Below are 21,760 nucleotides of genomic sequence, written 5' to 3'. Positions count from 1 at the left end.
ATCAGCCATGTTCGGCTCCGTACAGCGGCCATGCCTGGGCGCGCATGCGTTCGAGCAGCACGCGCAGTTCCGGATCGAGGCGGCGGTCTTCTTCCACGGGCGCGATATCGGCCGCCAGCGCTTCCATCATCGCTGTCAGCGCCGCTTGCGGCAGCACGTCGGGATTGGCCTTGCAGCGCAGCCAGACGCCCTGCCGCACCGTGATCAGCAGCGCCGCTGCCACCTGCTCGCACAGTTCCAGCACGCGCAGGCAGTCGCGCGCGGCGATGGTGCCCATGCTGACCTTGTCCTGGTTGTGGCATTCGGTCGAGCGCGAAAACACCGAGGCGGGCATGGTCAGCTTCAGTGCTTCGGCCGTCCAGGCGGAAGCGCTGATCTGCAGTGCCTTCAGGCCGTGGTTGATGGCCGCGCGCGGGCCGGTGGCGCCCGACAGGTTGGCCGGCAAGCCCTGGTTGTAGCGGCTGTCGACCAGCAGGGCCATCTGGCGGTCCAGCAGGTCGGCCAGGTTGGCCACCGTGTTCTTCATGCTGTCCATGGCGAAGGCGATATGGCCGCCATAGAAGTGACCGCCGTGCAGCACGCGCTCGCCTTCGGCATCGATGATGGGATTGTCGTTGGCGCTATTGAGTTCATTTTCGATCGACGAACGCAGCCACGGCAAGGCGTCGGCCAGCACGCCGATCACGTGCGGCGCGCAGCGGATCGAATAGCGGTCCTGCAGGCGCTTGCCGTTGCGCTCCCAGCTATCGGTCGGCAGGTCCTCGCGCAGCCACGCCGCCACCTGCTGCATGCCGGGATGCGGCTTGACGGAAAACAGCGTTTCGTCGAAGTGGTGCGCATTGCCATCGAGCGCGAACGAAGCCATGGCCGTGATGCGCGTCGTCAGGCGCGCCAGGTATTCAGCGCGCTCATACGCCAGACAGGCCAGCGCCGTCATGACGGCCGTGCCGTTCATGATCGCCAGGCCTTCCTTCGGGCGCAGGCGCAACGGCGTGATGCCCGCTTCGCGCAGCGCCTGTTCCGCCGGCACGTGATCGCCATCGCGCCACACTTCGCGCTCGCCGCACAGCACCGCCGCCAGGTAGGACAGCGGCGTCAGGTCGCCGCTGGCGCCCACCGAGCCCTCCGACGGGATCAGCGGCAGCAGGCCAGCGTCGAGCAGGCGCGCGATCTGCGCCAGCAATTCCACGCTGACGCCGGAAAAACCCTTCGAGAGCGACGCCAGGCGCGTGGCCATGATGGCGCGCGTCTGCGCCGGCGTGAAGAATTCGCCCAGGCCGCAGCCGTGATAAGTGTACAGGTGGTGCGGCAGCTCGGCCACCAGCTCCGGGGGCACGGTGACGGTGCACGAATCGCCATAGCCGGTGGTCACGCCATAGATGGTGCCATCCTCGCGCAGCAGACGGTCGAGGAAGTCGGCGCCGCGCGCTATCGCCGCGCGAAAGACGGGATCGGTGGACAGTTCGGCGCTGGCGCGGCCATGCGCAATATCGGCAATGTCTTCAATGCACAGACGTTCGCGGTCGAAGCGGACGGCGCGTCGGGTGTTTTTCAGGTCAGCGAGATGCATCGGGTGTATCCAGTCTTGAAGTATCGGGGAGTTGCCAAAAATCGTAAAAATTGAACCATTCCAGCGGCGAACGCAGGCAGTGATACTGCAGGCGCGCCGCATAGTCGGCGGCCAGTTCGGCCAGCATCGCCTCGCGCGCCTTGCGCGGCAGATGCAGCGACTCGCGGAAAAGTTCGAAGTGCACCTCAGAACGCTGGCCGCTGCGCATCGAAAACAGCAGATACACCGGGCATTGCAGCACACTGGCCAGAACATAGGGGCCAATCGGAAACGCAGCCGGCTGCCCCAGAAAGGGCGCCACGGCCACGCGCGGCTGCGGCGAGACAGGGATACGGTCGCCGGCGATCACGACGAACTCGCCCTGCGCCACCTTCTCGGCCAGCAGCATGGCCGTGGCCGGCGTCATCTCCGTCACCTGCATGAGATTGAGCTGGCTGTCGGGGTTGAGCCGCTCCAGCATGCGGTTGAAGGCCTGCGCATGGCGCGTATGCACGAGCACCGTGAGCTTCAGGCGCGCATTGCGCTGCGACAGCACGCGGCACAGGTCCAGGTTGCCCAGGTGGGCGCAGATCAACAAGGCGCCGCGTCCCTCGTCCAGACAGCGGTTGACGCCATCGGCGCCATCGACGCCATGCAGACTCACGCTGTGCGTATCGAACAGGCCACCCCACAACAGCATCTTGTCGAGGATGGATTCGGCAAACGAGCCGAAATGGCGCAGCACCCTCAGGTCCTCCGCTCCGCCGCAGGCCGCGACGCGGCGCAGATAGGCGCGCGAGACGCGGCGCGCGCGGGCATTCGTCAGCACATACCAGGCCAGCACCGGGTACAGCACGACGCGGAACGGCCAGCGGCCAAACACGCGGCAGATCCAGAACAGCAGGCGCATGCCGGCCACGAAGCTCACTTCGTTGAAACCGGCCCAGTGGCTGCGCTGCCCGTTCGATGCTGCCGTCATCGCGCGCGCCAATGGCGGGCCAGCAGGCGCGGTGCGCGCCACAGCATGCCGAAAAACAGGCGCGCGTGCATGCGCGAAATGAGTACATTGTCGCGCCACAGCTCAAAATGCGAGACGCCGTCGCTGGGGTAACCCACGCGCGTGGGCAGATTCGCCATCGACAGGCCATCCCAATACAGACGCACCAGCACATCGGTGTCGAAATTCATGCGCTGCCCCAGCACGCCACGCTGCGCCAGCGCCGTCAGCGGCGTCAGCGGATAGACGCGGAAACCGCACATGGAGTCACGAATTTGCAGCGACAAGGTATTGATCCATACCCAGATATGCGTCGCATAGCGGCCGTAGTAGCGCGCATTGGGAACCGAGGCATCGTACACGGGGTAGCCGATCACCACGGCCGCCGGCGTGGCTCGCGCCTGCGCCAGGAAGCGCGGCACATCGTCCGTTTCATGCTGGCCGTCGGCGTCGATCTGCAGCGCATGGCTGTAGCCTTGCGCATGCGCGTGGCGGCAGCCCGTCAGCACCGCCCCACCCTTGCCCTGGTTATGCGCATGGCGCAGCAGAGTCACGCGCGACGGATGCGCGGCAGCCAGCGCGTCCAGGGTGCGCGCGCCGGCGTCAAAGCTGCCGTCGTCGACGAGGATCAGCGGCACGCCATGCGGCAGCAGGCGCTGCACGACGGCGCCGATCGCGTGTTCATGATTGAACACCGGGATCACGATGCAGGGGTAAAAACGCACTTCAGTCACTGTGCGCTCCGGCGCGGCCAAAACGCAGCAGCGAATGACAATAGCCGATACCGTCGCGCGTGGTCAGCAACTCAAGGCCGGCGGCTTGCGCCAGGCGGATATAGTCGCTGCTCTGGTAAATCTTGCTGTTACCGCTGGCCATGGCCGTGAAATAGGGCGAGGTGTTGATCAGGCAGTAGGCCGCGATATCGTACTGCTGGCGGTCCCAGAAGGTATCCATGATCAGCACTTGCCCGTTTGGCCCCAGCGCTTGCGCCACGCGGCGCAGGATGCTGGCGATGGCAGCCTCGGAAAAGCAGCTGAGGAATTGGCTCATCCAGATCAGGTCCATGCCGGCCGGCAGGGGTGCCGCGTCGTCGAGCAGGTCGCAGGCATGCAAGTGCGCACGCTCGCGCAAGCCAGCGTCGGTCAGGGTACGGTCGGCTACCGCCAGTTGGCGTTCCAGGTCGACCAGGTGCAGTTCGACGCCCGCATGGTAAGCCAGCGCCGCAGTGGCGAACTTGCCCGTATTGGCACCGATGTCCAAGATGCGGCGTGGCGCCGTGGCGAAGACGTCCGGAAAGATCTCGGGAAACGAGGTATCCGAATAATGATGATCGAAGGCGAACCAGCTGCCCTTGGCCGGCTCCGACAGGGCTGACAAGCCCTGGTACAAGGTTGGCCAGTCGCCCAGCGCGGCCAGTCCCAAAGGCTGCTCGGTGTCAAGCGAGCGGTCCAGGTCGAACAAACCCTGGTAGCAAACGTCATGCATGAAGTCCAGGTTAACCTGGGTGATGCTGTCCGTGAGCATGCAAAAACCCACCTTGTCGAGCACATAAGCGCCGTCGCGCAGCGAAACGACGCCGGCCGACAGGCATGATTCCAGCGCCACCTTCAGTGCATATTCCGTCCATCGGCCGCTGGCGGCCATGTCGGTGATCGTCAGGCCGGTGTGGCCGGTATCGGCCAGCGCCTGCAACATGCCGCGCTTCCAGGCATAGCGCACGCATTGAAAGACGACGGGCCCGAAAGCGATTTTTTGCGCTTCAAAACGGGCGGCAAAAGCGGTCTGGCGTTCGGGTGAGAATTTTTTATCTAACATGCGCTCGCTGCTGGAGTGGGTGTATCGGAGCCGCCACCAGGAACGGCAGCGGCATTCGGGTGAAACAGGATGCGGCCGCTGGCATGCTGGCCGGCGTCCGACAGATAACGGAATTGCAGGCTGGCCTTGAGCGCGTCATACTCCAGCGCCAGCCGGACCGGCCGGTCCGGCAGCACCGGCTGCTGGAACTTCAAGGCATGCATGGCGCGAAAATGCGCGGGCAGCGCCAGATGCTGGCGCGCAAAGTGCAGTGCCCACTCCACCTGCACCACGCCGGGCAGCAAGGGTGCGCCCGTGAAGTGGCCATCGAAATAAAACAGATTCGCGGGCACGCGCAACTCGAACAGCAGCCGTGGCGTATCGCCCCCGGAAGCGCTCTCGATCAGTTCCACATGCGGCAAACGCGGCTGTTCCAACAGCGCGAGCAGCAAGGCCTGCGTCGTCTTGCCCTGCGCATTGATGGGCAATTGTTCCAGGTAGCGCCAGCGGCGCGGCAAGGCGACCGCTTCGACCTGCCCGCCCAGCGCCAGCTGCAGTTGGCGGTTCAAGGCCAGCTTGCCCTGCGCGCCAAGCAGCGCGCGGCCGGCGGCGCTGCAAACGATAAAGGCAGCCACTTTCTGCCGCTCGCCGGCCGGCGCGTCGCACAGCAGCACTCTTGCCTCGGCTACCAGCGGCGTGGCCAGCAAGGCCGCCTCGATGGCATTGAGAGAAATGCGTTTTTCTTCGATCTTCACGATGCGGTCGCTGCGCCCCAGCAGCTGGAATCGTCCCGCATCCGTCTGCCGCGCGTGATCCGCCAGGCGCAGCCAGCCATCGCCGGCCAGATGCGCCGAACGCACTTCCAGCGCGCCGTCATCCTGCAGGCGCCAATCCACGCCGGGAAAACCTTGCCAGCTCTCGTCGTCTGGCCGCTCAGGCGCACGCTGGCGCCAAGCCACGCCGCCCGTCTCCGAACTGCCATAGATTTCACAGGGCACGCGGCCAAGCAAACTTCCTGCCGCCAGCGCGCTATCCAGGGCCAGCGGACCGCCCGATGAAAACACGGCGCGCAGCTGCGCTCGCGCGCCTGACCAGTCCAGGTGTTCTGGCAGGCGTTTCAGGTGCGCGGGACTGGCCGCCAGCACGCAGGGACCGCGCGCCAGCAAGGCGGACAGCTGCTCCGGGTAGTCCGCGCTGTGCGCATGCACGGCACGCCCGGCGGCCAGCGGCCACAAGACCTTGAACAGCAAGCCGTAGATATGCTGGTGCGAGACCGTGGCAACAACGGCCGCGCCATCGGCATGGCTGCCAAACAGCTGCTCCAGCGTGGCCACTTCGCTGGCCAGTTGCGAGAGCTTTTTCGGGATGGCCTGCGCCGCCCCCGTGCTGCCGGAGGTGTACACAACCAAAGCAGGGAAATCCTCGGCGAGCACTTTCCACGCCCGCGCCGGAGCACTGGCGGCCGGCGGCGACAGCGGCGCATGCCTGGCCGGGAACTGTCCCAGGAAGCCGTCCACCGACGCGGCCAGCGAGGCACAGCTGGCCGGCAATGTATCGGCTGTCAGCCAGACGGTTTTCCCCGCCTGCCAGGCTCCCAGCAAGGCGGCGCCAAACTCGATGCTATCGTCCAGATACAATGCGAAATCGTGGCCAGACTGGCACTCCAGCATGCCTGCCCAGGCTTGCATGCGTGCGGCAAAATGCCCGTGATCGAGCACGGCACCATCGCGCCAGCCCACGGCCAGGGCTGCCGGACGGGCATGCATGGCCAGCGCAAGGCGGGCCAGGGAAGCAACGGGAGAATGAGTTTCCGGCATAAGGACTTCAGACATGATGCAGACGCTTAAAACGCAGGCGGACCAGGTATTCGCCGCCAAATAACAGAGCCATCAGCACATACGCGACCACGCCCGTGTACAGCGACCAGACGGCATCGCTGGCCCACAAGGCGGTGGCCAGCGCAATGCTGCCGTTGACGATGAAAAAGCCGCACCAGACCTGCGTCACGCGGCGCGTATAGCGCACGGCGGCTGGCGGAAAGTCCTTCTCGCGAAGGCGCGCCAGGCGCTCCACCACGGATGGAGGCGCCCACAGACTGTAGGCAAAAGTGGCCAGCAGCACAGCATTGACCAGCACCGGATACAGCTTCAGTGGCAGCAGCAGATTGCTCCATAGCGCGATCGCCACCAGCAGCAGCGCGGCGGCCACCGACCAGCGTGCAGCAGGCTGCAGCTTCAATGCGGGCAGGCGGCAGGCGACGGCCAGCAACAACAGCAATGCCAGCCAGCGCGGTTCGACCAGGCCATGGCCGAACCAGATTGCCAGCGGATACAGTACTGTCAGCAGCAATGCGACGGCATTAAGCAGCACGCGTCATGCCGCCTGTTCCGACACCGACATCGCACGCAGCGCCTCGACCACGTCATCAATGGTGCGGATGGTCTTGAATACTTCCGGCTGCAGGCGCTTACCCGTCAGTTGCTTCAGCTTAACCGCCAGGTCGACCGCGTCGATACTGTCGATATCGAGTTCCGCATACAGATTCGACTGCGGCGTCAGCGCCGCCGGATCAAGCTCGAACATTTCGGCCAGCAGTTGCACTACCCATGCGTACAGTTCATCGCGGCTCATTGCGCTCATATCTACCATTTTTGCTGCTCCCTTACTTCTTTCTGTGAGTGTCAACCATGGCCGCCAGTGCCCGTACGGAGGCGAAGTGGCGGCGCGTATCGGCCGAATCGGCCGACAGGGAAATACCATATTTTTTCTGCAGGGCGACGCCAAGCTCCAGCGCATCGATCGAATCGAGTCCCAGGCCTTCAACAAACAGGGGGGCATCCGTATCGATATCGGCGGCGCTCATGTCTTCCAGTTGCAGCGCCTCGATGATCAGTTCCTTCACTTCTTGTTCAAGCATGTTGTTCCTGTTTCCCGCTAAAGTAATGTTGCAGATGATTGGTCAAAGTGCGCGCCGCGAGGACGTCGCTGGCGCCACCGCCGGTAAACTCGTCGATCGCCAGGTCGTCCTGCACTGCAATCTCGAAATGCGCGCGGCGGGCCGGTACACGCCACCACTGCTCGCCCTTGCCTAAAGTCCTGGGCAGGCAACGTATCAGCACCGGCGTCACGTCACGCCGCCCGCGCACGGCGATATTCGCCGCGCCCCGCTTGAGCAGGATCTCGCCGCTGCGAGGCGTGCGCGTCCCCTCCGGGAAGATGATCAGGTTGTTACCGCGCGCCAGCGATGCCAGGCAGGCCTCCACCAGTTCGGCACCGCCCGTATTGTTGATATAGCCTGCCGCGCGCACAGGGCCGCGCGTAAACGGGTTGTTCCACAAATCAGACTTGACGATGCAATCGGCCTGCTTGACATATGCCATCAGGAAAATCGTGTCGATCAAAGTCGGATGGTTGGCCAGGATCAGCAAGCCGCCACGCTCCAGTTTATCCAGGCCGCGCAGGTCATAGCGCAGCACGCCGAGGAGTCGCATCAAGCCGATATAGAAACGAAAACTCCAGCGGATGATGGCGCGCGCGCCGGCGATGCGCGCCTCGCGCCGCCACACCAGCACATGCAGCATGGGAAACACCAGCACGCGCAGCAGCAAGCCGCCTACGCCGAAGGCGGCAAAACTGAGTCCGGTGGCGAAGATCCGCCAGCCCACGGAGACGCCGGTACGCACGTGCGCCAGCTTACGCATGGCGACTCCAGCACCAGACCTGGCGATTGGCGACGTGCTCGAACGTGCGGGCACCGCTCAGCATGAAGCGCTGTACGGCCAGACTGGCCGGCACCGCGGCGGCAGCGGCCGGCAAGGCATCGTCACTGCCACGGGTACGCCACGTCAGGCTGAAACCCTTATCCGGGGAAGATTCGGCCTGCAGCAGCCAGGCAAACGCATGCGGCTGCTCATGACAATCCTCGAAGACCTCGAAGGGTGCCGGCAAGGGACATTCCGCCAGCACCAGCAGGACCTGCGGCGCGCCATCGGCCAGCAAGGCACACGCTTCGATCACTGCGGCCTCAAGGCTGGCGGCGCCGGCAGCGATGGCCAATTGATTGGCCGTATCGGCGCGGGCGATGGAAAACAGGCCGGCACTGGCGTTATGCACGGCCATGCCAAATGCGGTCGGCGACAAGGGCTCGCCCTGGGCCAGCGCGGACAACAATTCGACGGCACGCGCCACTTCGCCATGACGCGAGGAAAAGACCAGGGGAACATCACGCTGCCCCGCCAGACAGGCATAAGCCACCTCGAGCGCCATCTTGCCCAACTGGCCGGCACGGCGGCGCAACAGCGGCGCCATCTGGCGCACACCAGGCTCGCCAATGACGTCGATCGGCGCGACGGACGGGCCGGCTTGCGCCCACACCTGCCATTGCTGCGGCGTTTCCATTCCCGGCGCCCAGGCAGCCTGTCTGACAATCGAAAAACGGACACCATCGGTGCGCATATACAATTTCCTGAGCTCAAAAAAAGGGCGAACTCACGTAAAAACTGCGCAAAAAGCCCAGCCGGCGTTCTTTTCAAATTATAAACGATGGAAGTAAAAATAACTAAAATAAATGGCCGCGTGGCAACTTTTTAAATACACACCCCAAAAAACCGGCATTCATAAAAATACGCCCACCGTTACTATTTGTAACACCCTACCCATTCTCTCCACATGGAAAAGCGGCATTCTTCCGCAAACTGGCGCGATTTTTCAAAATAAGAATTCTTTACCAACGCTAAAGACATGATGCCTACAATGACTGCAACAACGTTGTTTTTGGATAACATGTCTCGCACCGGCCCAGAGAGGCACGAGCGGGGGTGTGATGCCGGCGCCATGCATGACCGGAGAGTGCGCTAACGGAGGAAAATTCCAGCAAATATATTCCCGGACATACTCGCTCCACAGTGTGACGCAGCGCTGCGAACCGACTGCCGCCCGCATTAAATACAGCCATGGCGGAGGCAATTCAGAGCGTTTGCTTTATGCCTTTTTACGTGACGTGATTTAACGCTGCCGATGCCGGTTTTTCAACATGGAAAAGAATGGGCCAATCAACAATACCAGCACCACCATGCGCGCCACATGAAATGCCGTAACGATGGGCACGCCCAGGTGCAATGTCTTGGCCGTCAGCGACATTTCCGCAATGCCGCCCGGCGACGTGGCCAGGATGGCCGTACCCGGATGAATGGCCAGCCAACGCGACAGGCCCAGACCGAAGGCGGTCGCCAATAGCAGCATCAACAGCGTGCAGACGGCCACGCTGGCCAGATAACGGGGAGCCGCATGCAGGAAGGCGGGGCTGAAGCGCGTGCCCAGGGCGATGCCGATGAAGAGCTGGCCCGCGCGTATCATCCACTCGGGCAGGCGTGACAGATGGATGCCGCACGCCGTCAGCAGCAAGGCCGCCAGCAAGGGGCCGATGACCCAGGCGTTGGGCAGCCTGCCCCGTTTCAAGGCGAGGGCCGCCAGCGCCGTGATGCCGACCAGCAGCGCCAGCCCGCCATAATCGACCAGCGCGGCACCCGGCACGAAGGTTTCATGCCCCGCCTCCAGGCCATGACTGCCCCAGTAGCGCACGCCGAAGGGAATCGTCGCCACCACCAGCATCATGCGCAGACTGTGCGCGGCGGCCACCTTGCCCACGTCGGCGCCATGGCGCTCGCTTTGCACTGCCATCTCAGAGGCGCCGCCAACGGCCATGGCAAAAAAGGCGGTGGCATGATCAGCGCCCGACAGGCGCCGCAGCAGCAGCGCGCCGGCAGCGCCGAGCGCCAGCGCGAACAGCACGGCGCCGGCGATCCACGGGATATAGGAAGACAGTGCGGCCAGCACGGGCGCCGTAAAGTACAGGCCCAGGGCCGTGCCGATGGCCCACTGCCCCGCTTCGCGCACGCGCACGGGGCAAGCCAGTTCGCGCCCCGCCAGGCGCAGCGCGGCCGTGGCGAACAGGGGGCCGATCATCCACGGCAGCGGCGTGCGCAGCCACAGGCTGATGGCGGCGCCCGCCAGACCGGCTGCCAGCGCGGCACAGACTGCGCGCCAGCGTGGCCACCATGGCACCGTTAAAACACCCAGAGCTTGTCAGCAGGCATATGCAGCCAGTACTTGCCCGCTTCAAGCTTGTGGCGCGAATACGCGCGCAGGCTGATGTTGTCCGCGCCGCCGCGCTCGAACAGGCATTCCCAACGGTCGCCCAGGTACATGCAGGTCAGGAGCGGCATCTCGATGGCGTTGTCCACCTGCGTGGCGCTGATCTTCACCTCTTCGACGCGGATCATCGTCGTCACTTCCGCGCCCACGTTCGCGCCGCGCGCCACGCCCTGCATGGAAGCGCCATCGACCAGCAGGCGCACCAGATTTCCCTCGCGCTGCACCACCTTGCCGGGCAGGCGGTTGTTACTGCCCATGAACTCGGCCGTAAACAGGGTGTCCGGCGTTTCATACATGCTTTGCGGCGTGCCCTGCTGCTCGATCTTGCCGTTATTGAGCAGCAAGATGCGGTCGGAAATGGCCATGGCCTCGCCCTGGTCGTGCGTGACCATCAGCGCGGACAGGCCCAGACGCACGATCAGCTCGCGCAGGAAGGCGCGCGCCTCTTCACGCAGCTTGGCGTCGAGGTTCGACAGCGGCTCGTCGAGCAGGATCACGGGCGGGTTATACACCAGCGCGCGGGCGATCGCCACGCGCTGCTGCTGGCCGCCGGACAGCTGGTGCGGGTAGCGTTCTCCCAGGTGCCCGAGACCCAGCTGCGTCAGCACTTCCTTGATGCGCGCGGCGATTTCCGTACTGCCCATCTTGCGCAGTTTGAGGCCGTAGGCGACGTTGTCGAAGACGGTCTTGTGCGGCCACAACGCATATGACTGGAACACCAGCCCCAGGTTGCGCTGCTCGGCCGGCATTTCGAAATGTTTCGCGCCGTCGAAGACATTGCGCTCGCCGATCTGGATGGTGCCCGCCTTCGGGCTCTCCAGCCCGGCCACGGCGCGCAGCAGGGTAGTCTTGCCGCTGCCCGAAGGCCCCAGCAGGGCGACCACTTCGCCTTTTTGCAGGTGCATCGAGACGCCCTTCAGGATCTGGTTGGCGGATGGGCCGGTGCCATAGTCCAGGTGCAATTCATTGACGGTCAATTCATTCATGATGTGGTCTCAGTCTTCTATTAATTATGGAGTTTCACGCCAAAACGCAAGGCGATGCCCAGGCCGATGGCCACCAGGGTGATGTTGATGAAGGACAGCGCCGCCACCAGGTCGGTCGAGCCGCCCGCCCACAGCGATACCAGCATGGCGCCGATCACTTCCGTGCCTGGCGAGAGCAGGTACACGCCCGTCGAGTATTCGCGCTCGAAGATCAGGAAGACCATCAGCCAGGCGCCCAGCAAGCCGTATTTGATCAGCGGCAGGGTCACGTCGCGCGTCACCTGGCCGCGGCTGGCGCCGACGGCGCGCGCCGCCTCCTCCAGTTCCGGCCCCACCTGCAGCAGCGCGGTGGAAATCAGGCGCATGCCGTAGGCCATCCACACCACCGAATATGCAAGCCACAGGGCGAAGATGGTCGAACGCAGTTCGCGCAGCACGGGAATCACATGGCCGCTTAGCCACAGGGCCACGCCGTTGTCCATGCCTTTGAATATACCGTCAAGCCAGGCCGGCACGAACAGGAATACCCACAAAAAGGACAGGCCGGCCAGCAGCCCTGGCACGGCGCGCGGTACCAGCACGCTGTAATCGAGCAGGCGCGTGATGCCATCCTGCTTGCGGTGCATCGCCAGCGCGATGAAGCTGTAGCAGGCCACGGCCAACGCGCCGCCGACGACGCCGATCAGGATGGTGTTGACGATGCCGCGCACCAGCGAAGGCTGATCAAAAATGTCGCGGAAATGCTGCAAGGTCAATACGTCGGCCAGGTGCACGCCCTCGCCCCAGTACTGCACGAAGGAGCGCAGCACGATGCCGCTCAAAGGCAGGATGATGGTGAAGATCAGCCAGCCGGCCAGCAAGGCGAACGCCAGCCACTTCCAGCGGCCCAAGGGCATGGCCTTGCTGCGCGCACCCTTGCCCTTGATCGAGACATATTTGTTGGCCGATTTGAGCAGCCAGCGCTGTATCATCACCAGCGGCATGGTCACCATTACCAGGCACACGGCGACTGCCGCCATCAGGTGGTACGACGGCGTACCGAGCTTGTTCGTCAGCTTGTACAAGTAGGTCGGCAGCACCAGATGGCCTTCCGGATCGCCGAGCACCAGCACCAGGCCGAACACCTCGAAACCGAGGAAGAACACCAGCACGCCCGCATATGCCAGCGCCGGCATGATCATCGGCAGCGACACGTTCAGCATGACCTGGATCGGCGAGGCGCCAGCCACGCGGGCCGCCTCTTCCACGTCCGAACCCAGGCTTTTCAGGGCCGACGAAGCGTACAGGTAGACGTGCGGCACGTGCGTCAGGCCGGCGATGATCACGATACTGGTGAACGAGTAGATATTCCAGGGCACGAAGCCGAGCAACTCCTTGGCCCAGGTCGAATAAAAGCCCACGGGCCCCATCGAGACGACGTAGCCGAAGCCCATCACCATCGGCGAGACAAAGATCGGCACCAGCAGCATGGGGGCGACCCAGCCGCGGCCCGGCAAGTCGGTGCGCACCATCAGGAAGGCCAGCATGCCGCCCAGCGGCACGGCGATGACGGTCAGGCCGAAGGCCAGCATCAGGCCATTCTTGAAGGCCATGGCGAAATCGGGATCATCGAAGATGAAACGGTAGGAATCAAAGCCGAATTCGCGCACCGGCATGAAAAACGGCGCGTTCAGGAAGCTTTGGTAAAAAATCAGGAACAGCGGCAGAAAAATGGCGATTAACGTGATCGTCACGACCACGCCGCGCGACCAGTTCAGGCGCGACAAGGGAGAGCGCGACCGTGCTGGCGGCGGCAAGATAGCAGTTTGCATGATGAATCCAATGAATGAAGGGTGCGGCATCCGTCCGCGAACCGCGGTTCGCAGGCGGCCTAGGAACTCCGATAAAACCGTAGCGAGCGGCAGTGAGTTGTGGCTTAGAAGCGGAGCTGTGCGAATGCACAGTGAGCATCGGAGGCCGCAAATCGCGACGCGCAGTAGGTTTTTCGGAGGTCCCTATTTTTTGCCGGCTGTTTCTTTCCATTGCTTCAGGAAGGCCATGCGCTTGGCAGGTCCCAAAAATTGCAGGATGATCGGGTGCACGGGAATCGGCTTGACGTTGGCCGCGCCGATTTCCTTGATCAATTCAGCCGAGGTGGTCTCGCCCGTGACGTCGGCGCGGATGGCGAACAGCTTGGCGCCGTTCGAGATGATGGTCTGGCCGCGATGCGACAGGATGTAATCGAGCCACAGCTTGCCGGCGTTGACGTTCTTCGCGTTCTTGTTGATGAACTGCACACGCGACAGGATCAGCGTGTAATCCTTAGGCAGCACCACGCCGATCGATGGGTCGGTCTTGGCGCGCACCAGGGCGTAGGAGCCCAGCACGTTGTAGCCGATCAGGTTTTCGCCCGAGGAGATGCGCTCCATCATGGTGCCCGTCGACGACTGCACGCGCACCTTGGCAGTGCCAAAGGCGTTTTCCAGCGCCAGGAACTGCGGGTACTCCTTGGCATCCTGCGCCATGAACATGAAGCCCACGCCCGATTTCTCGATGTCGTAGGTGGTGACCTTGTCCTTGAATTTCGGCGTGGCGATCAGCTTGACGAAGTCGTCGTGGCTTTTCGGTACTTCCTTCGGGTCGAGCAATCGCTTGTTGTAGACAATGGCGGCCGGCTCGAACGTGGTGCCGTATGCCTGGTCGTCCCACATCGCCCAGCCGGGAATCTTCGCCGCTTCGACCGACTTGTACTTCAGGGCGTAGCCGTCCGAGGCCAGGCGCATCTGCAGGTCCATCGCGGACGACCACATCACGTCGGCCGTGTTGCCGCCTGCCGCCACCTCGGAAATGAAGCGGTTGTACACCTCGGTGGAATTCATGTCGTTGTATTCGACCGAAATGCCTGGATACAGGGCGCTGAAATCCTTGATCAGGGGTGCGGCCGCCTTGCTGTCGGTCGCGCTGTAAATTACCAGCTTGCCTTCCTTCTTGGCCGCGTCGATGATCTTCTGGTAGTCGGCAGGATAGCCGGACGGCACTTGCGCAAAGGCGGCGCCGGCCAGGCTGGCAAACGCGGTGGCAATGGCGACTTGAAGCAGGGTCTTGGTTTGCATGAGGTTGTCTCCGTCTATGAAATAGATATTTTTAAAGTGTGATGCCGTTCAGCGCATTAATCCGAGCTCGGTGGCCTGCCGCGCATATTCGTCGACCGCCTTCCTGACATACGCCGTCAGCTTCGCCCCCGTCAGCACGAACGGGTACAGACCGGCCTGCGCACGCCATTCGGCGAACTGCGGCGTGGCCATGGCCCGGTCGAAAGTGGCCACCCAGCGCTGGTAGTCCGCTTCGGGCACCTGCGGCCCCATCCACACGCCGCGGATGATGGGCCATACCACGTCGATGCCCTGCTCGCGCGCCGTCGGCACGTTCGCCAGCACGCCCGGCAAGCGTTTTTCCGACAGTACCGCCAGCACGCGTGCATGATTGGCGCTCGCGTTCAGGGTCGCTTCGGACGTATCGCCCGACACCACCTGCACGTAATCGGCCTGCATCGCCGTAAATACTTCGCCGCCACCTTCGAGTGCCACGAAGCGCAGTACTTTCGGGTCGATGCCGGCGTGACGCGCCACCAGCGCCATCTTCAGCCAGTCCTGGCTGCCGATCGTGCCCGAGACGCCGATCAGCACCGTGTCCGGATGCTGGCGCAATGCCGCGATCAGGTCGCCGAGCGTCTTGTAGGGCGAATCGCTGCGCACGGCGATCATGCCGTAGTCTGCGCCCAGCGCCGCCACCCAGCGCACGTCGCTTGCCTTGGCGTTGCCGAACTTGCCCTGCGCCAGATTGAGCAGCGAACCGCCCGAAAAAGCCACCAGGGTGTTCGCTTCCGCGCGGCGGCGCTGCGAGCCCATCGAATGCCAGGCCACCGCGCCGATGCCGCCAGGCAGATAAGTGATGCGCATCGGGCCTGCGACGCCCGCCGCGCTCCCCTGCGCCAGGCCTTTTTTCGCCAGCTTGCAAGTCAGATCCATGGCGCCGCCCGGCTTGGACGGCACCACGCACTCCGCTGGCGCGGACGCCTGCGCCCCGGACGCGGCCACGGCCACGGCGGGGAGCATGCACAACAGCGACAGGAACAGGGAGCGCGGCATCGTCATGGGCTTAGAAGCGATGCTGGATGCCGGCGATCACGCCGCGCTGCGTGTTGTCGAAACCGGCATCGTCGCGCGACAGGCTGACCAGCTGGTTATGCTTGGCCTTGGCGTAGGCGCCGGCCACGTACAGGTCGGTACGCTTGGACAGGGCATAGCGCACGCGCGCCACGTACATGATCGGATCGGCATCCGTATTGGCCGCCACGTTCTTCACGTCCTGGTAGTAGATGACGCCCGTCAGCGTGACTTGCGGCGTGGTCATGTAGCTGACACCGCCCCAGTACAAGGTACCGCGCACGTCAGCCTTGCCGGCGGCGGCCGGATCGAGCTTGTAGTCGCGGGCGACGGCCTGCACCTTCCACGGACCTTCGCTGTACATCGCGCCCAGGTGGTAAGAGGTCGTCTTGTCGCGCGCACCGCCGGCAATGGAATTGCCGTTGACGCGCTCATACGTGGCCAGCAGGCTCACGGGACCGGCCGTGTAGGTCACGCCGGAAGAGAACTTGGCGCTGTCCTGGGCGCCTGTCGCTTGCTCGCCGAAGCCATACGAGGCGCCGAACTTGAAGTCTCCGGCCTTGCCCGAATACTTGACCAGGTTGTCGAACGCGGTCGTCATGCCGTACTTGCTGGGGCCGCTGGCGTTGGCCGACGTGGCCCACGAGTAGTAAGGCGCATAGCCCATCGGATCGAACGGCAGCACAAAGTCGTACACGGTGGTGAACGAACGGCCCAGCACCAATCGGCCATAGCTGCCTTCCAGGCCGACATACGCCTGGCGCTTGAACAGCGCGCCATCGGCAGCGCCCGTATCCATCAGGATGCCGCCTTCCAGGTTGAAGACGGCTTTCAGGCCGCCACCCAGGTCTTCGCTGCCGCGGATGCCCCAGCGCGACGTATTCATGCCGCCGGAGCTGACGTGGCTGACCGAGCCTTTCGATGGCGAGGCATTGCTGGTATTGTCGACGCCGACGTCGAGCAAGCCGTACACGGTAACGTTCGACTGGGCGTGGGCAGCGCCGGCTGCGGCAAGAACAGCCATGGCAGCCAGCGAGAATGCGGTTTTCTTCATGTAGAGTCTCCCTCAGATATAGTTATTGGTGATAAGCCTGATCAATTTCATGAATCAGGATCACACTATATGAGCGCCATCCTTTCAATTGGCTTTCAGATGGACAGGTGTCGCTGGCCAGCCACAATGGACATCAACATATTCATCGCCTCCCCTGCCGCCAGGCTTACACTGCTTCATTTCAACGAATGGCGGAGACCATGCGCATATTATTAGTGGAAGACCATCTGGAGCTGTCGCACTGGCTGGCAAAGGCCTTGCGCGACGCGCACCTGACGGTGGAGACCGCCCACAACGGCGCCGATGCCGACGCCCTGCTGCACACGCAGGAATACTCGCTGGTGCTGCTCGACCTGAGCCTGCCCAAGATGGATGGCCTGGACGTGCTGCGCCGCCTGCGCGCGCGCGGCGGCACGCGCGGCAAGACTCCTGTCATGATACTCACTGCGCGCGGCGGCCTCGATGAAAAAGTGCAGGGCCTGAACCTGGGCGCCGACGACTACATGGCCAAGCCGTTCGAACTGGCCGAACTGGAGGCGCGCGTAAAGGCCCTGCTGCGCCGCAGCCAGGGAAACGAAGCGCTGGTGCATAGCTGCGGCGCTCTCAGTTTCGACACCGTCACGCGCATGTTCAGCTATGGCGGTGCGGCACTGGCCCTGACGCCGCGCGAACACGCGGTGCTTGAGGCCCTGATCACGCGCTCTGGCCGCGCCGTATCGAAAGAAAAATTGTTCGACGAAGTCTTCGCCCTGGCCGACGACGCCAACCTGGACGCCATTGAACTGTACATCCACCGCGTGCGCAAGAAGCTTGAAAGCGATGCGCCGGACGCCGCCGCCATCACCACCCTGCGCGGCATCGGCTACCTGCTGCAGCCGCGCAGCGCCATGGTGCCGGCAGCGTCAAAATGAGTGTGTCCCGCCTGCCGCTGGCCGAACGTCTGCGCCGATACTCCGCGCAGGGCCGGCCGCTGGGCAGCCTGCGCAGCCAGCTGCTGCGCTGGCTGCTCATTCCGCTGGTGATGCTGGTGCTGCTGGACGCCTTCTTCGTCTACCGCAACGCGCTCGATGCGGCCGACATGGCGTATGACCGCTCGCTGCTGGCGTCAACGCGCGCGCTGGCCGAGCGCGTTTCCATCGTGGGCGGCAAAGTGGTGGCGGAAGTGCCTTACGTGGCGCTCGACAGCTTCGAGACCGATACCCTGGGCCGCATCTACTACAAGGTCACCGGCATCAACGGCGAACTGGTCTCGGGCTATGGCGACTTGCCGCCCGTGCCGAAAAACGTGCCCCGCTCGCAGAATTACCCTGCTCTGGTGCGCTTCTACCACGCCGACTATCACGGCAAGCCGATCCGCATCGCCGCCCTGCTGCAACCCGTGTATGACGACTCGATGCGCGGCATCGCCCTGATCCAGGTGGCCGAAACGCTCGATGCGCGGCGCGGCCTGTCGAACCAGATCCTGTTCGACACCCTGAGCTGGCAGGCGGCGATGATACTGGTGATGGGCGCCCTCGTGTGGTTCGCCGTGCGCCTGGTACTGCAGCCGCTGATGCGATTGAAAACGGAAGTCGAGACGCGCACGCTGTCCGACCTGTCCGACGTCGACCCGGCGCTGGTGCACAAGGAGATGCGCCCGCTGGTGAGCGCCATGAACGGCTCCATGTCGCGCCTGCAGCAGCTGATCGCCAGCCAGCGCCGCTTCATCGCCGACGCCTCGCACCAGCTGCGCACGCCCCTGACGGTGCTGAAAACCCAGGCCGAACTGGCCTTGCGGGCCTGCGACCGCCAGAGCGGCACCTCTCCCGGTGCGGCAGACGTGGCCGCGCTGCGCGACATCGTGCGTTCCATCGCCGTCACCACCGATTCGACCGTGCTGCTGGCCAACCGCCTGCTGACCCTGGCGCGCATCGAACATGGCGGCGACAGCCTGGCCATGGACACCGTACCGTTACGCGACGTGGCGCAGCAAGTGGGCCTGGAAATGGCCATGAGCGCCGTCAGCAAGAATATCGACCTGTCGCTGGAAGCGCGCGACGAAGCCCCCGTGCATGGCCAGGCCTTGCTGTTGCACGAACTGGTGGCCAACCTGGTCGACAATGCACTGCGCTACACGCCGCAGGGCGGCAACGTGATCCTGCGCGTGCGCGTGATGACAATGAATGGCGATGGCCGTGAAACGGTGCTGGAAGTGGAAGACAGCGGCGCCGGCATCCCGCCTGCGGAACGCGAACGCGTATTTACACCGTTTTACCGGGTCGGCGCGGCGCTCGAGAGCAATCCTGGCGGCGCCGGGCTGGGCCTGGCCATCGTGCGCGACATCGCCGCCCTGCACGGCGCACGGCTGGAACTGGCGACGGCGGCCAATGGGCACGGCTTGAAAGTCAGCGTGCTTTTCAGCGCTGCCACGTGAAGCATTGCATCGATATGCCTTCGATATGCCTTCGATATCGAACGTTGCTCAAAAACAACACGTAGTTTATTTCTAATATTTTTTAAATAATTGCCTTACGTAAACATATTCATCCCTATACAATTCGGTTCCCATTAAGCGGCGAGGCAGTCTCCCCGCATTAATTATCTAGGATCAATATGAAAAAGCAATTGTTTGCAGTAGTTGTTGGCGCCGCCCTGGCATTCCCTTTGTTCGCTCAAGCAGAAGGCGCATACATCGGCGCTAACGTCGGCCGTTCGGAATTGAAACTGTCTATCGATCAAGACGGTTCGAACAAGAAGAGCAACACCGGCTACAAAGCGTACGCTGGCTACGATTTCACGCAAAACTTCGGCGCAGAAGCCGGCTATGTCGACTTCGGCAAGGTAAACCGCACCATTGACGGCACGACGCTGGAAGCAAAAAGCCATGCATTCTACGTCGCCGCGACCGGCACCCTGCCGCTGAACGAACAGTTCTCGCTGTTCGCCAAGGCTGGTGTATCGCAAAACCGCACCAAAATCAGCATCAGCGACGCGAGCGGTAGCGAATCGAAAAACAAGACCTCCGCCATCTTTGGCATCGGCGCGGCATACAACATCAGCAAGAACCTGTCGGCTGTGGCGGAATACGAAAACTTCGGCAAAGTTGCCAGCGAAGGCGGCGACAAACTGAAAGCCGACCTGCTGTCGATCGGCCTGCGCTACAAGTTCTAATTCGCGCTTGCGCGAACCAGCATCCCGCCGTTTTGACGGCGGATAATAAAAACCGGCTGCAAAGCCGGTTTTTTTTATGGGCGCGTGGCGCGTCACCGGTGCCGATGTTAAGATCGCGCCCTGAGATTTCAATGAAAGCCTGCCGCCATGATGACCAAAGAAGATGTAAGCGAACTGTTTGCCAATATCGCCGAGAACGCGCCGTGGGACCTGTCCCAGCCGCTGCTGTGGGGCTATTACTTCACCAATCCCACGTCCGAACCGCTGGAGCAGGCCGCCTCCCTGCTGGCGATTCAGGGCTACCGCCCCGTGGAGCTGTACCAGCCGGAACTGGACGACCCGGCCGCCGCCCCCGTGTGGGTGCTGCACGTGGAAAAGGCCGAAGTGCACGGCGTCGACAGCCTGCATGCGCGCAATGGCGAACTGATGCAGTTTGCGCAGGAAAACCAGCTGGCCAGCTATGACGGCATGGACGTGGGCCCCGTCGGCGCGCCCGATGTGCCGCAGCTGTAAGACAGTTTAACGATAAAAAAACGGCGCCCGCGGGCGCCGTTTTGCATGGATCGCCGCAAACGGTCAGCTGAGGTTTTCCAGGCGGATCTTGGTGACGGTGCCCACCACGCTGTGCAACGCCTCCATTTTCGCGATGGCGGCCGTGACGTTCTTTTCCTGCGTCTGGTGCGTCAGCATGATGATGTCCGTATGCGTCTCGCCTTCGGCCGGCTCTTTTTGCAGCATGGCGTCGATCGAAATGCTGCGCTCGGCCAGGATGCGCGTCAGGTCGGCCAGCACGCCCGGCTGGTCGGCCACGTGCATGCGCAGGTAGTAGCTGGTGGTGATTTCCGACATCGGCAGGATGGCGATGTCGGTCATGGCGTTCGGCTGGAACGCCAGGTGCGGCACGCGGTGTTCCGGGTCGGCCGTGGCCAGGCGGGTAATGTCGACCAGGTCGGCGATCACCGACGAGGCGGTCGGCTCGGCGCCGGCGCCACGGCCCGAATACAGGCTGGCGCCGACGGCGTCGCCGTGCACCAGCACCGCGTTCATGGCGCCTTCGACGTTGGCGATCAGGCGCTTGGCCGGGATCAGGGTCGGATGCACGCGCAGCTCGATGCCTTCCACGCCGTTGACGGTGGCGCGCTTGGTGATGCCCAGCAGCTTGATGCGGTAGCCCAGCTGCTCGGCGTAGCGGATATCGACGGCATTGAGGTTGCTGATGCCTTCCACGTAGGCCTTGTCGAACTGCACCGGGATGCCGAAGGCGATGGCCGACATGATGGTGGCCTTGTGCGCGGCGTCCACGCCCTCGATGTCGAAAGTAGGGTCGGCTTCCGCGTAACCGAGTTCCTGCGCCTGTTTCAGCACGGTGGCGAAATCGAGACCCTTGTCGCGCATTTCGGACAGGATGAAGTTGGTGGTGCCGTTGATGATGCCGGCGATCCATTCGATGCGGTTGGCCGTCAGGCCTTCGCGCAGCGCCTTGATGATGGGGATGCCGCCGGCGACAGCCGCTTCGAAGGCCACCATCACGCCCTTGTCCTGGGCGGCGGCGAAGATTTCGTTGCCGTGTACGGCCAGCAGGGCCTTGTTGGCCGTGACCACGTGCTTGCCGTTGGCAATGGCCTGCATCACCAGGGTTTTTGCCAGGTCGTAGCCGCCGATCAGTTCGACGACGATGTCGATCTCGGGGTCGTTGACGATCAAGTAGGGGTCATTGACGACCTTGCAGCCGCCGGCGACCAGCGTCTCGGCGCGCGCCACGTCGCGCACGGCGACGGCGACGACTTCAATGCCGCGGCCCGCGCGGCGCTTGATTTCTTCCTGGTTGCGTTGCAGGACGCTGAACGTGCCGTAACCGACATTGCCCAGGCCCAGCAGGCCGATCTTGATGGATTTCATAGTTGTGCTTGACTGCTCATAAGTGGCGCCCCC

21 protein-coding genes are annotated in these 21,760 nt (G+C 63.4%); 4 read left to right on the top strand and 17 right to left on the bottom strand.

Annotated features, from left to right (window positions below; all coding sequences use genetic code 11):
• Position 1 precedes the first annotated feature (1 nt).
• From hutH to CBW50_RS03085, 16 genes are all read right to left on the bottom strand, one after another.
• Positions 2-1,570 (bottom strand): histidine ammonia-lyase, encoded by a 1,569-nt coding sequence (hutH, locus tag CBW50_RS03160; RefSeq protein WP_086144151.1) that lies wholly within the window; start codon positions 1,568-1,570, stop codon positions 2-4.
• Positions 1,557-2,528, bottom strand: a complete 972-nt coding sequence (locus CBW50_RS03155) for an acyltransferase (RefSeq protein ID WP_086144234.1) — start codon at positions 2,526-2,528, stop codon at positions 1,557-1,559. The genes hutH and CBW50_RS03155 overlap by 14 nt, the downstream gene beginning before the upstream one ends.
• Positions 2,525-3,280: a glycosyltransferase family 2 protein gene (locus CBW50_RS03150; RefSeq protein WP_253251899.1), complete on the bottom strand. Its 756-nt coding sequence runs from the start codon at positions 3,278-3,280 to the stop codon at positions 2,525-2,527. The genes CBW50_RS03155 and CBW50_RS03150 overlap by 4 nt, the downstream gene beginning before the upstream one ends.
• Positions 3,273-4,361, bottom strand: coding sequence for a class I SAM-dependent methyltransferase (locus tag CBW50_RS03145; RefSeq protein WP_086144150.1), 1,089 nt, complete (start codon positions 4,359-4,361; stop codon positions 3,273-3,275). Before CBW50_RS03145 ends, CBW50_RS03150 begins: the two co-directional genes overlap by 8 nt.
• Positions 4,355-6,157 carry an AMP-binding protein gene (locus tag CBW50_RS03140; protein WP_086144149.1) on the bottom strand — a complete coding sequence of 601 codons (1,803 nt, stop codon included), beginning with the start codon at positions 6,155-6,157 and terminating at the stop codon, positions 4,355-4,357. The genes CBW50_RS03145 and CBW50_RS03140 overlap by 7 nt, the downstream gene beginning before the upstream one ends.
• Before the next feature lie 7 nt (positions 6,158-6,164).
• Complete coding sequence (locus tag CBW50_RS03135) at positions 6,165-6,710, bottom strand: hypothetical protein (protein WP_086144148.1); 546 nt, start codon at positions 6,708-6,710, stop codon at positions 6,165-6,167.
• Between the two features lie 3 nt (positions 6,711-6,713).
• Positions 6,714-6,971 carry an acyl carrier protein gene (locus CBW50_RS03130; RefSeq protein ID WP_034750398.1) on the bottom strand — a complete coding sequence of 86 codons (258 nt, stop codon included), beginning with the start codon at positions 6,969-6,971 and terminating at the stop codon, positions 6,714-6,716.
• A gap of 31 nt (positions 6,972-7,002) precedes the next feature.
• Positions 7,003-7,257, bottom strand: a complete 255-nt coding sequence (locus tag CBW50_RS03125) for a phosphopantetheine-binding protein (protein ID WP_071322591.1) — start codon at positions 7,255-7,257, stop codon at positions 7,003-7,005.
• Complete coding sequence (locus CBW50_RS03120; protein WP_086144147.1) at positions 7,250-8,041, bottom strand: 1-acyl-sn-glycerol-3-phosphate acyltransferase; 792 nt, start codon at positions 8,039-8,041, stop codon at positions 7,250-7,252. The genes CBW50_RS03125 and CBW50_RS03120 overlap by 8 nt, the downstream gene beginning before the upstream one ends.
• Complete coding sequence (locus CBW50_RS03115) at positions 8,034-8,738, bottom strand: beta-ketoacyl synthase chain length factor (RefSeq protein WP_226935348.1); 705 nt, start codon at positions 8,736-8,738, stop codon at positions 8,034-8,036. The genes CBW50_RS03120 and CBW50_RS03115 overlap by 8 nt, the downstream gene beginning before the upstream one ends.
• 606 nt (positions 8,739-9,344) lie before the next feature.
• Complete coding sequence (locus tag CBW50_RS03110) at positions 9,345-10,403, bottom strand: AbrB family transcriptional regulator (RefSeq protein ID WP_253251898.1); 1,059 nt, start codon at positions 10,401-10,403, stop codon at positions 9,345-9,347.
• Positions 10,404-10,405: 2 nt separating this feature from the next.
• The gene (locus CBW50_RS03105) at positions 10,406-11,479 is read right to left on the bottom strand and encodes an ABC transporter ATP-binding protein (protein ID WP_086144145.1); all 1,074 of its coding nucleotides are present in this window, start codon (positions 11,477-11,479) and stop codon (positions 10,406-10,408) included.
• A 20-nt stretch (positions 11,480-11,499) separates the two neighbouring features.
• Positions 11,500-13,290: an iron ABC transporter permease gene (locus CBW50_RS03100; protein ID WP_086144144.1), complete on the bottom strand. Its 1,791-nt coding sequence runs from the start codon at positions 13,288-13,290 to the stop codon at positions 11,500-11,502.
• A gap of 183 nt (positions 13,291-13,473) precedes the next feature.
• Positions 13,474-14,571: an ABC transporter substrate-binding protein gene (locus tag CBW50_RS03095; RefSeq protein WP_086144143.1), complete on the bottom strand. Its 1,098-nt coding sequence runs from the start codon at positions 14,569-14,571 to the stop codon at positions 13,474-13,476.
• A gap of 48 nt (positions 14,572-14,619) precedes the next feature.
• Entirely contained in the window at positions 14,620-15,573 is a 954-nt protein-coding gene (locus CBW50_RS03090; protein ID WP_086144231.1) for a tripartite tricarboxylate transporter substrate binding protein, read from the bottom strand.
• A gap of 43 nt (positions 15,574-15,616) precedes the next feature.
• Complete coding sequence (locus tag CBW50_RS03085; RefSeq protein ID WP_086144142.1) at positions 15,617-16,678, bottom strand: porin; 1,062 nt, start codon at positions 16,676-16,678, stop codon at positions 15,617-15,619.
• A 200-nt stretch (positions 16,679-16,878) separates the two neighbouring features.
• Here CBW50_RS03085 and CBW50_RS03080 point away from each other — a divergent pair, with 200 nt between their 5' ends.
• From CBW50_RS03080 to CBW50_RS03065, 4 genes are all read left to right on the top strand, one after another.
• Entirely contained in the window at positions 16,879-17,589 is a 711-nt protein-coding gene (locus CBW50_RS03080; RefSeq protein WP_086144141.1) for a response regulator, read from the top strand.
• Complete coding sequence (locus tag CBW50_RS03075) at positions 17,586-19,091, top strand: sensor histidine kinase (protein ID WP_086144140.1); 1,506 nt, start codon at positions 17,586-17,588, stop codon at positions 19,089-19,091. Before CBW50_RS03080 ends, CBW50_RS03075 begins: the two co-directional genes overlap by 4 nt.
• A 179-nt stretch (positions 19,092-19,270) precedes the next feature.
• Positions 19,271-19,828 carry an outer membrane beta-barrel protein gene (locus CBW50_RS03070; RefSeq protein WP_086144139.1) on the top strand — a complete coding sequence of 186 codons (558 nt, stop codon included), beginning with the start codon at positions 19,271-19,273 and terminating at the stop codon, positions 19,826-19,828.
• A gap of 147 nt (positions 19,829-19,975) precedes the next feature.
• Positions 19,976-20,341: a ribonuclease E inhibitor RraB gene (locus tag CBW50_RS03065; protein ID WP_086144138.1), complete on the top strand. Its 366-nt coding sequence runs from the start codon at positions 19,976-19,978 to the stop codon at positions 20,339-20,341.
• A gap of 63 nt (positions 20,342-20,404) precedes the next feature.
• Here CBW50_RS03065 and CBW50_RS03060 read toward each other — a convergent pair whose 3' ends face one another.
• Positions 20,405-21,727, bottom strand: a complete 1,323-nt coding sequence (locus CBW50_RS03060; protein ID WP_086144137.1) for a homoserine dehydrogenase — start codon at positions 21,725-21,727, stop codon at positions 20,405-20,407.
• Positions 21,728-21,760: the final 33 nt, after the last annotated feature.

The sequence above is a fragment of the Janthinobacterium sp. GW458P genome (assembly GCF_002127585.1).
In the GTDB taxonomy this organism is placed as follows: Bacteria; Pseudomonadota; Gammaproteobacteria; order Burkholderiales; family Burkholderiaceae_D; genus Janthinobacterium.
Note: the sequence above shows the minus strand (reverse complement) of the source record. Positions and strands in the feature narration are given on the sequence as shown.

Coding starts and splice junctions, on each gene's coding strand:
- hutH (WP_086144151.1), bottom strand. CDS start 1,570: ATGCATCTCGCTGACCTGAAAAACACCCGACGCGCCGTCCGCTTCGAC.
- CBW50_RS03155 (WP_086144234.1), bottom strand. CDS start 2,528: ATGACGGCAGCATCGAACGGGCAGCGCAGCCACTGGGCCGGTTTCAAC.
- CBW50_RS03145 (WP_086144150.1), bottom strand. CDS start 4,361: ATGTTAGATAAAAAATTCTCACCCGAACGCCAGACCGCTTTTGCCGCC.
- CBW50_RS03140 (WP_086144149.1), bottom strand. CDS start 6,157: ATGCCGGAAACTCATTCTCCCGTTGCTTCCCTGGCCCGCCTTGCGCTG.
- CBW50_RS03130 (WP_034750398.1), bottom strand. CDS start 6,971: ATGAGCCGCGATGAACTGTACGCATGGGTAGTGCAACTGCTGGCCGAA.
- CBW50_RS03125 (WP_071322591.1), bottom strand. CDS start 7,257: ATGCTTGAACAAGAAGTGAAGGAACTGATCATCGAGGCGCTGCAACTG.
- CBW50_RS03120 (WP_086144147.1), bottom strand. CDS start 8,041: ATGCGTAAGCTGGCGCACGTGCGTACCGGCGTCTCCGTGGGCTGGCGG.
- CBW50_RS03115 (WP_226935348.1), bottom strand. CDS start 8,738: ATGGAAACGCCGCAGCAATGGCAGGTGTGGGCGCAAGCCGGCCCGTCC.
- CBW50_RS03105 (WP_086144145.1), bottom strand. CDS start 11,479: ATGAATGAATTGACCGTCAATGAATTGCACCTGGACTATGGCACCGGC.
- CBW50_RS03100 (WP_086144144.1), bottom strand. CDS start 13,290: ATGCAAACTGCTATCTTGCCGCCGCCAGCACGGTCGCGCTCTCCCTTG.
- CBW50_RS03095 (WP_086144143.1), bottom strand. CDS start 14,571: ATGCAAACCAAGACCCTGCTTCAAGTCGCCATTGCCACCGCGTTTGCC.
- CBW50_RS03090 (WP_086144231.1), bottom strand. CDS start 15,573: ATGCTCCCCGCCGTGGCCGTGGCCGCGTCCGGGGCGCAGGCGTCCGCG.
- CBW50_RS03085 (WP_086144142.1), bottom strand. CDS start 16,678: ATGAAGAAAACCGCATTCTCGCTGGCTGCCATGGCTGTTCTTGCCGCA.
- CBW50_RS03080 (WP_086144141.1), top strand. CDS start 16,879: ATGCGCATATTATTAGTGGAAGACCATCTGGAGCTGTCGCACTGGCTG.
- CBW50_RS03075 (WP_086144140.1), top strand. CDS start 17,586: ATGAGTGTGTCCCGCCTGCCGCTGGCCGAACGTCTGCGCCGATACTCC.
- CBW50_RS03070 (WP_086144139.1), top strand. CDS start 19,271: ATGAAAAAGCAATTGTTTGCAGTAGTTGTTGGCGCCGCCCTGGCATTC.
- CBW50_RS03065 (WP_086144138.1), top strand. CDS start 19,976: ATGATGACCAAAGAAGATGTAAGCGAACTGTTTGCCAATATCGCCGAG.
- CBW50_RS03060 (WP_086144137.1), bottom strand. CDS start 21,727: ATGAAATCCATCAAGATCGGCCTGCTGGGCCTGGGCAATGTCGGTTAC.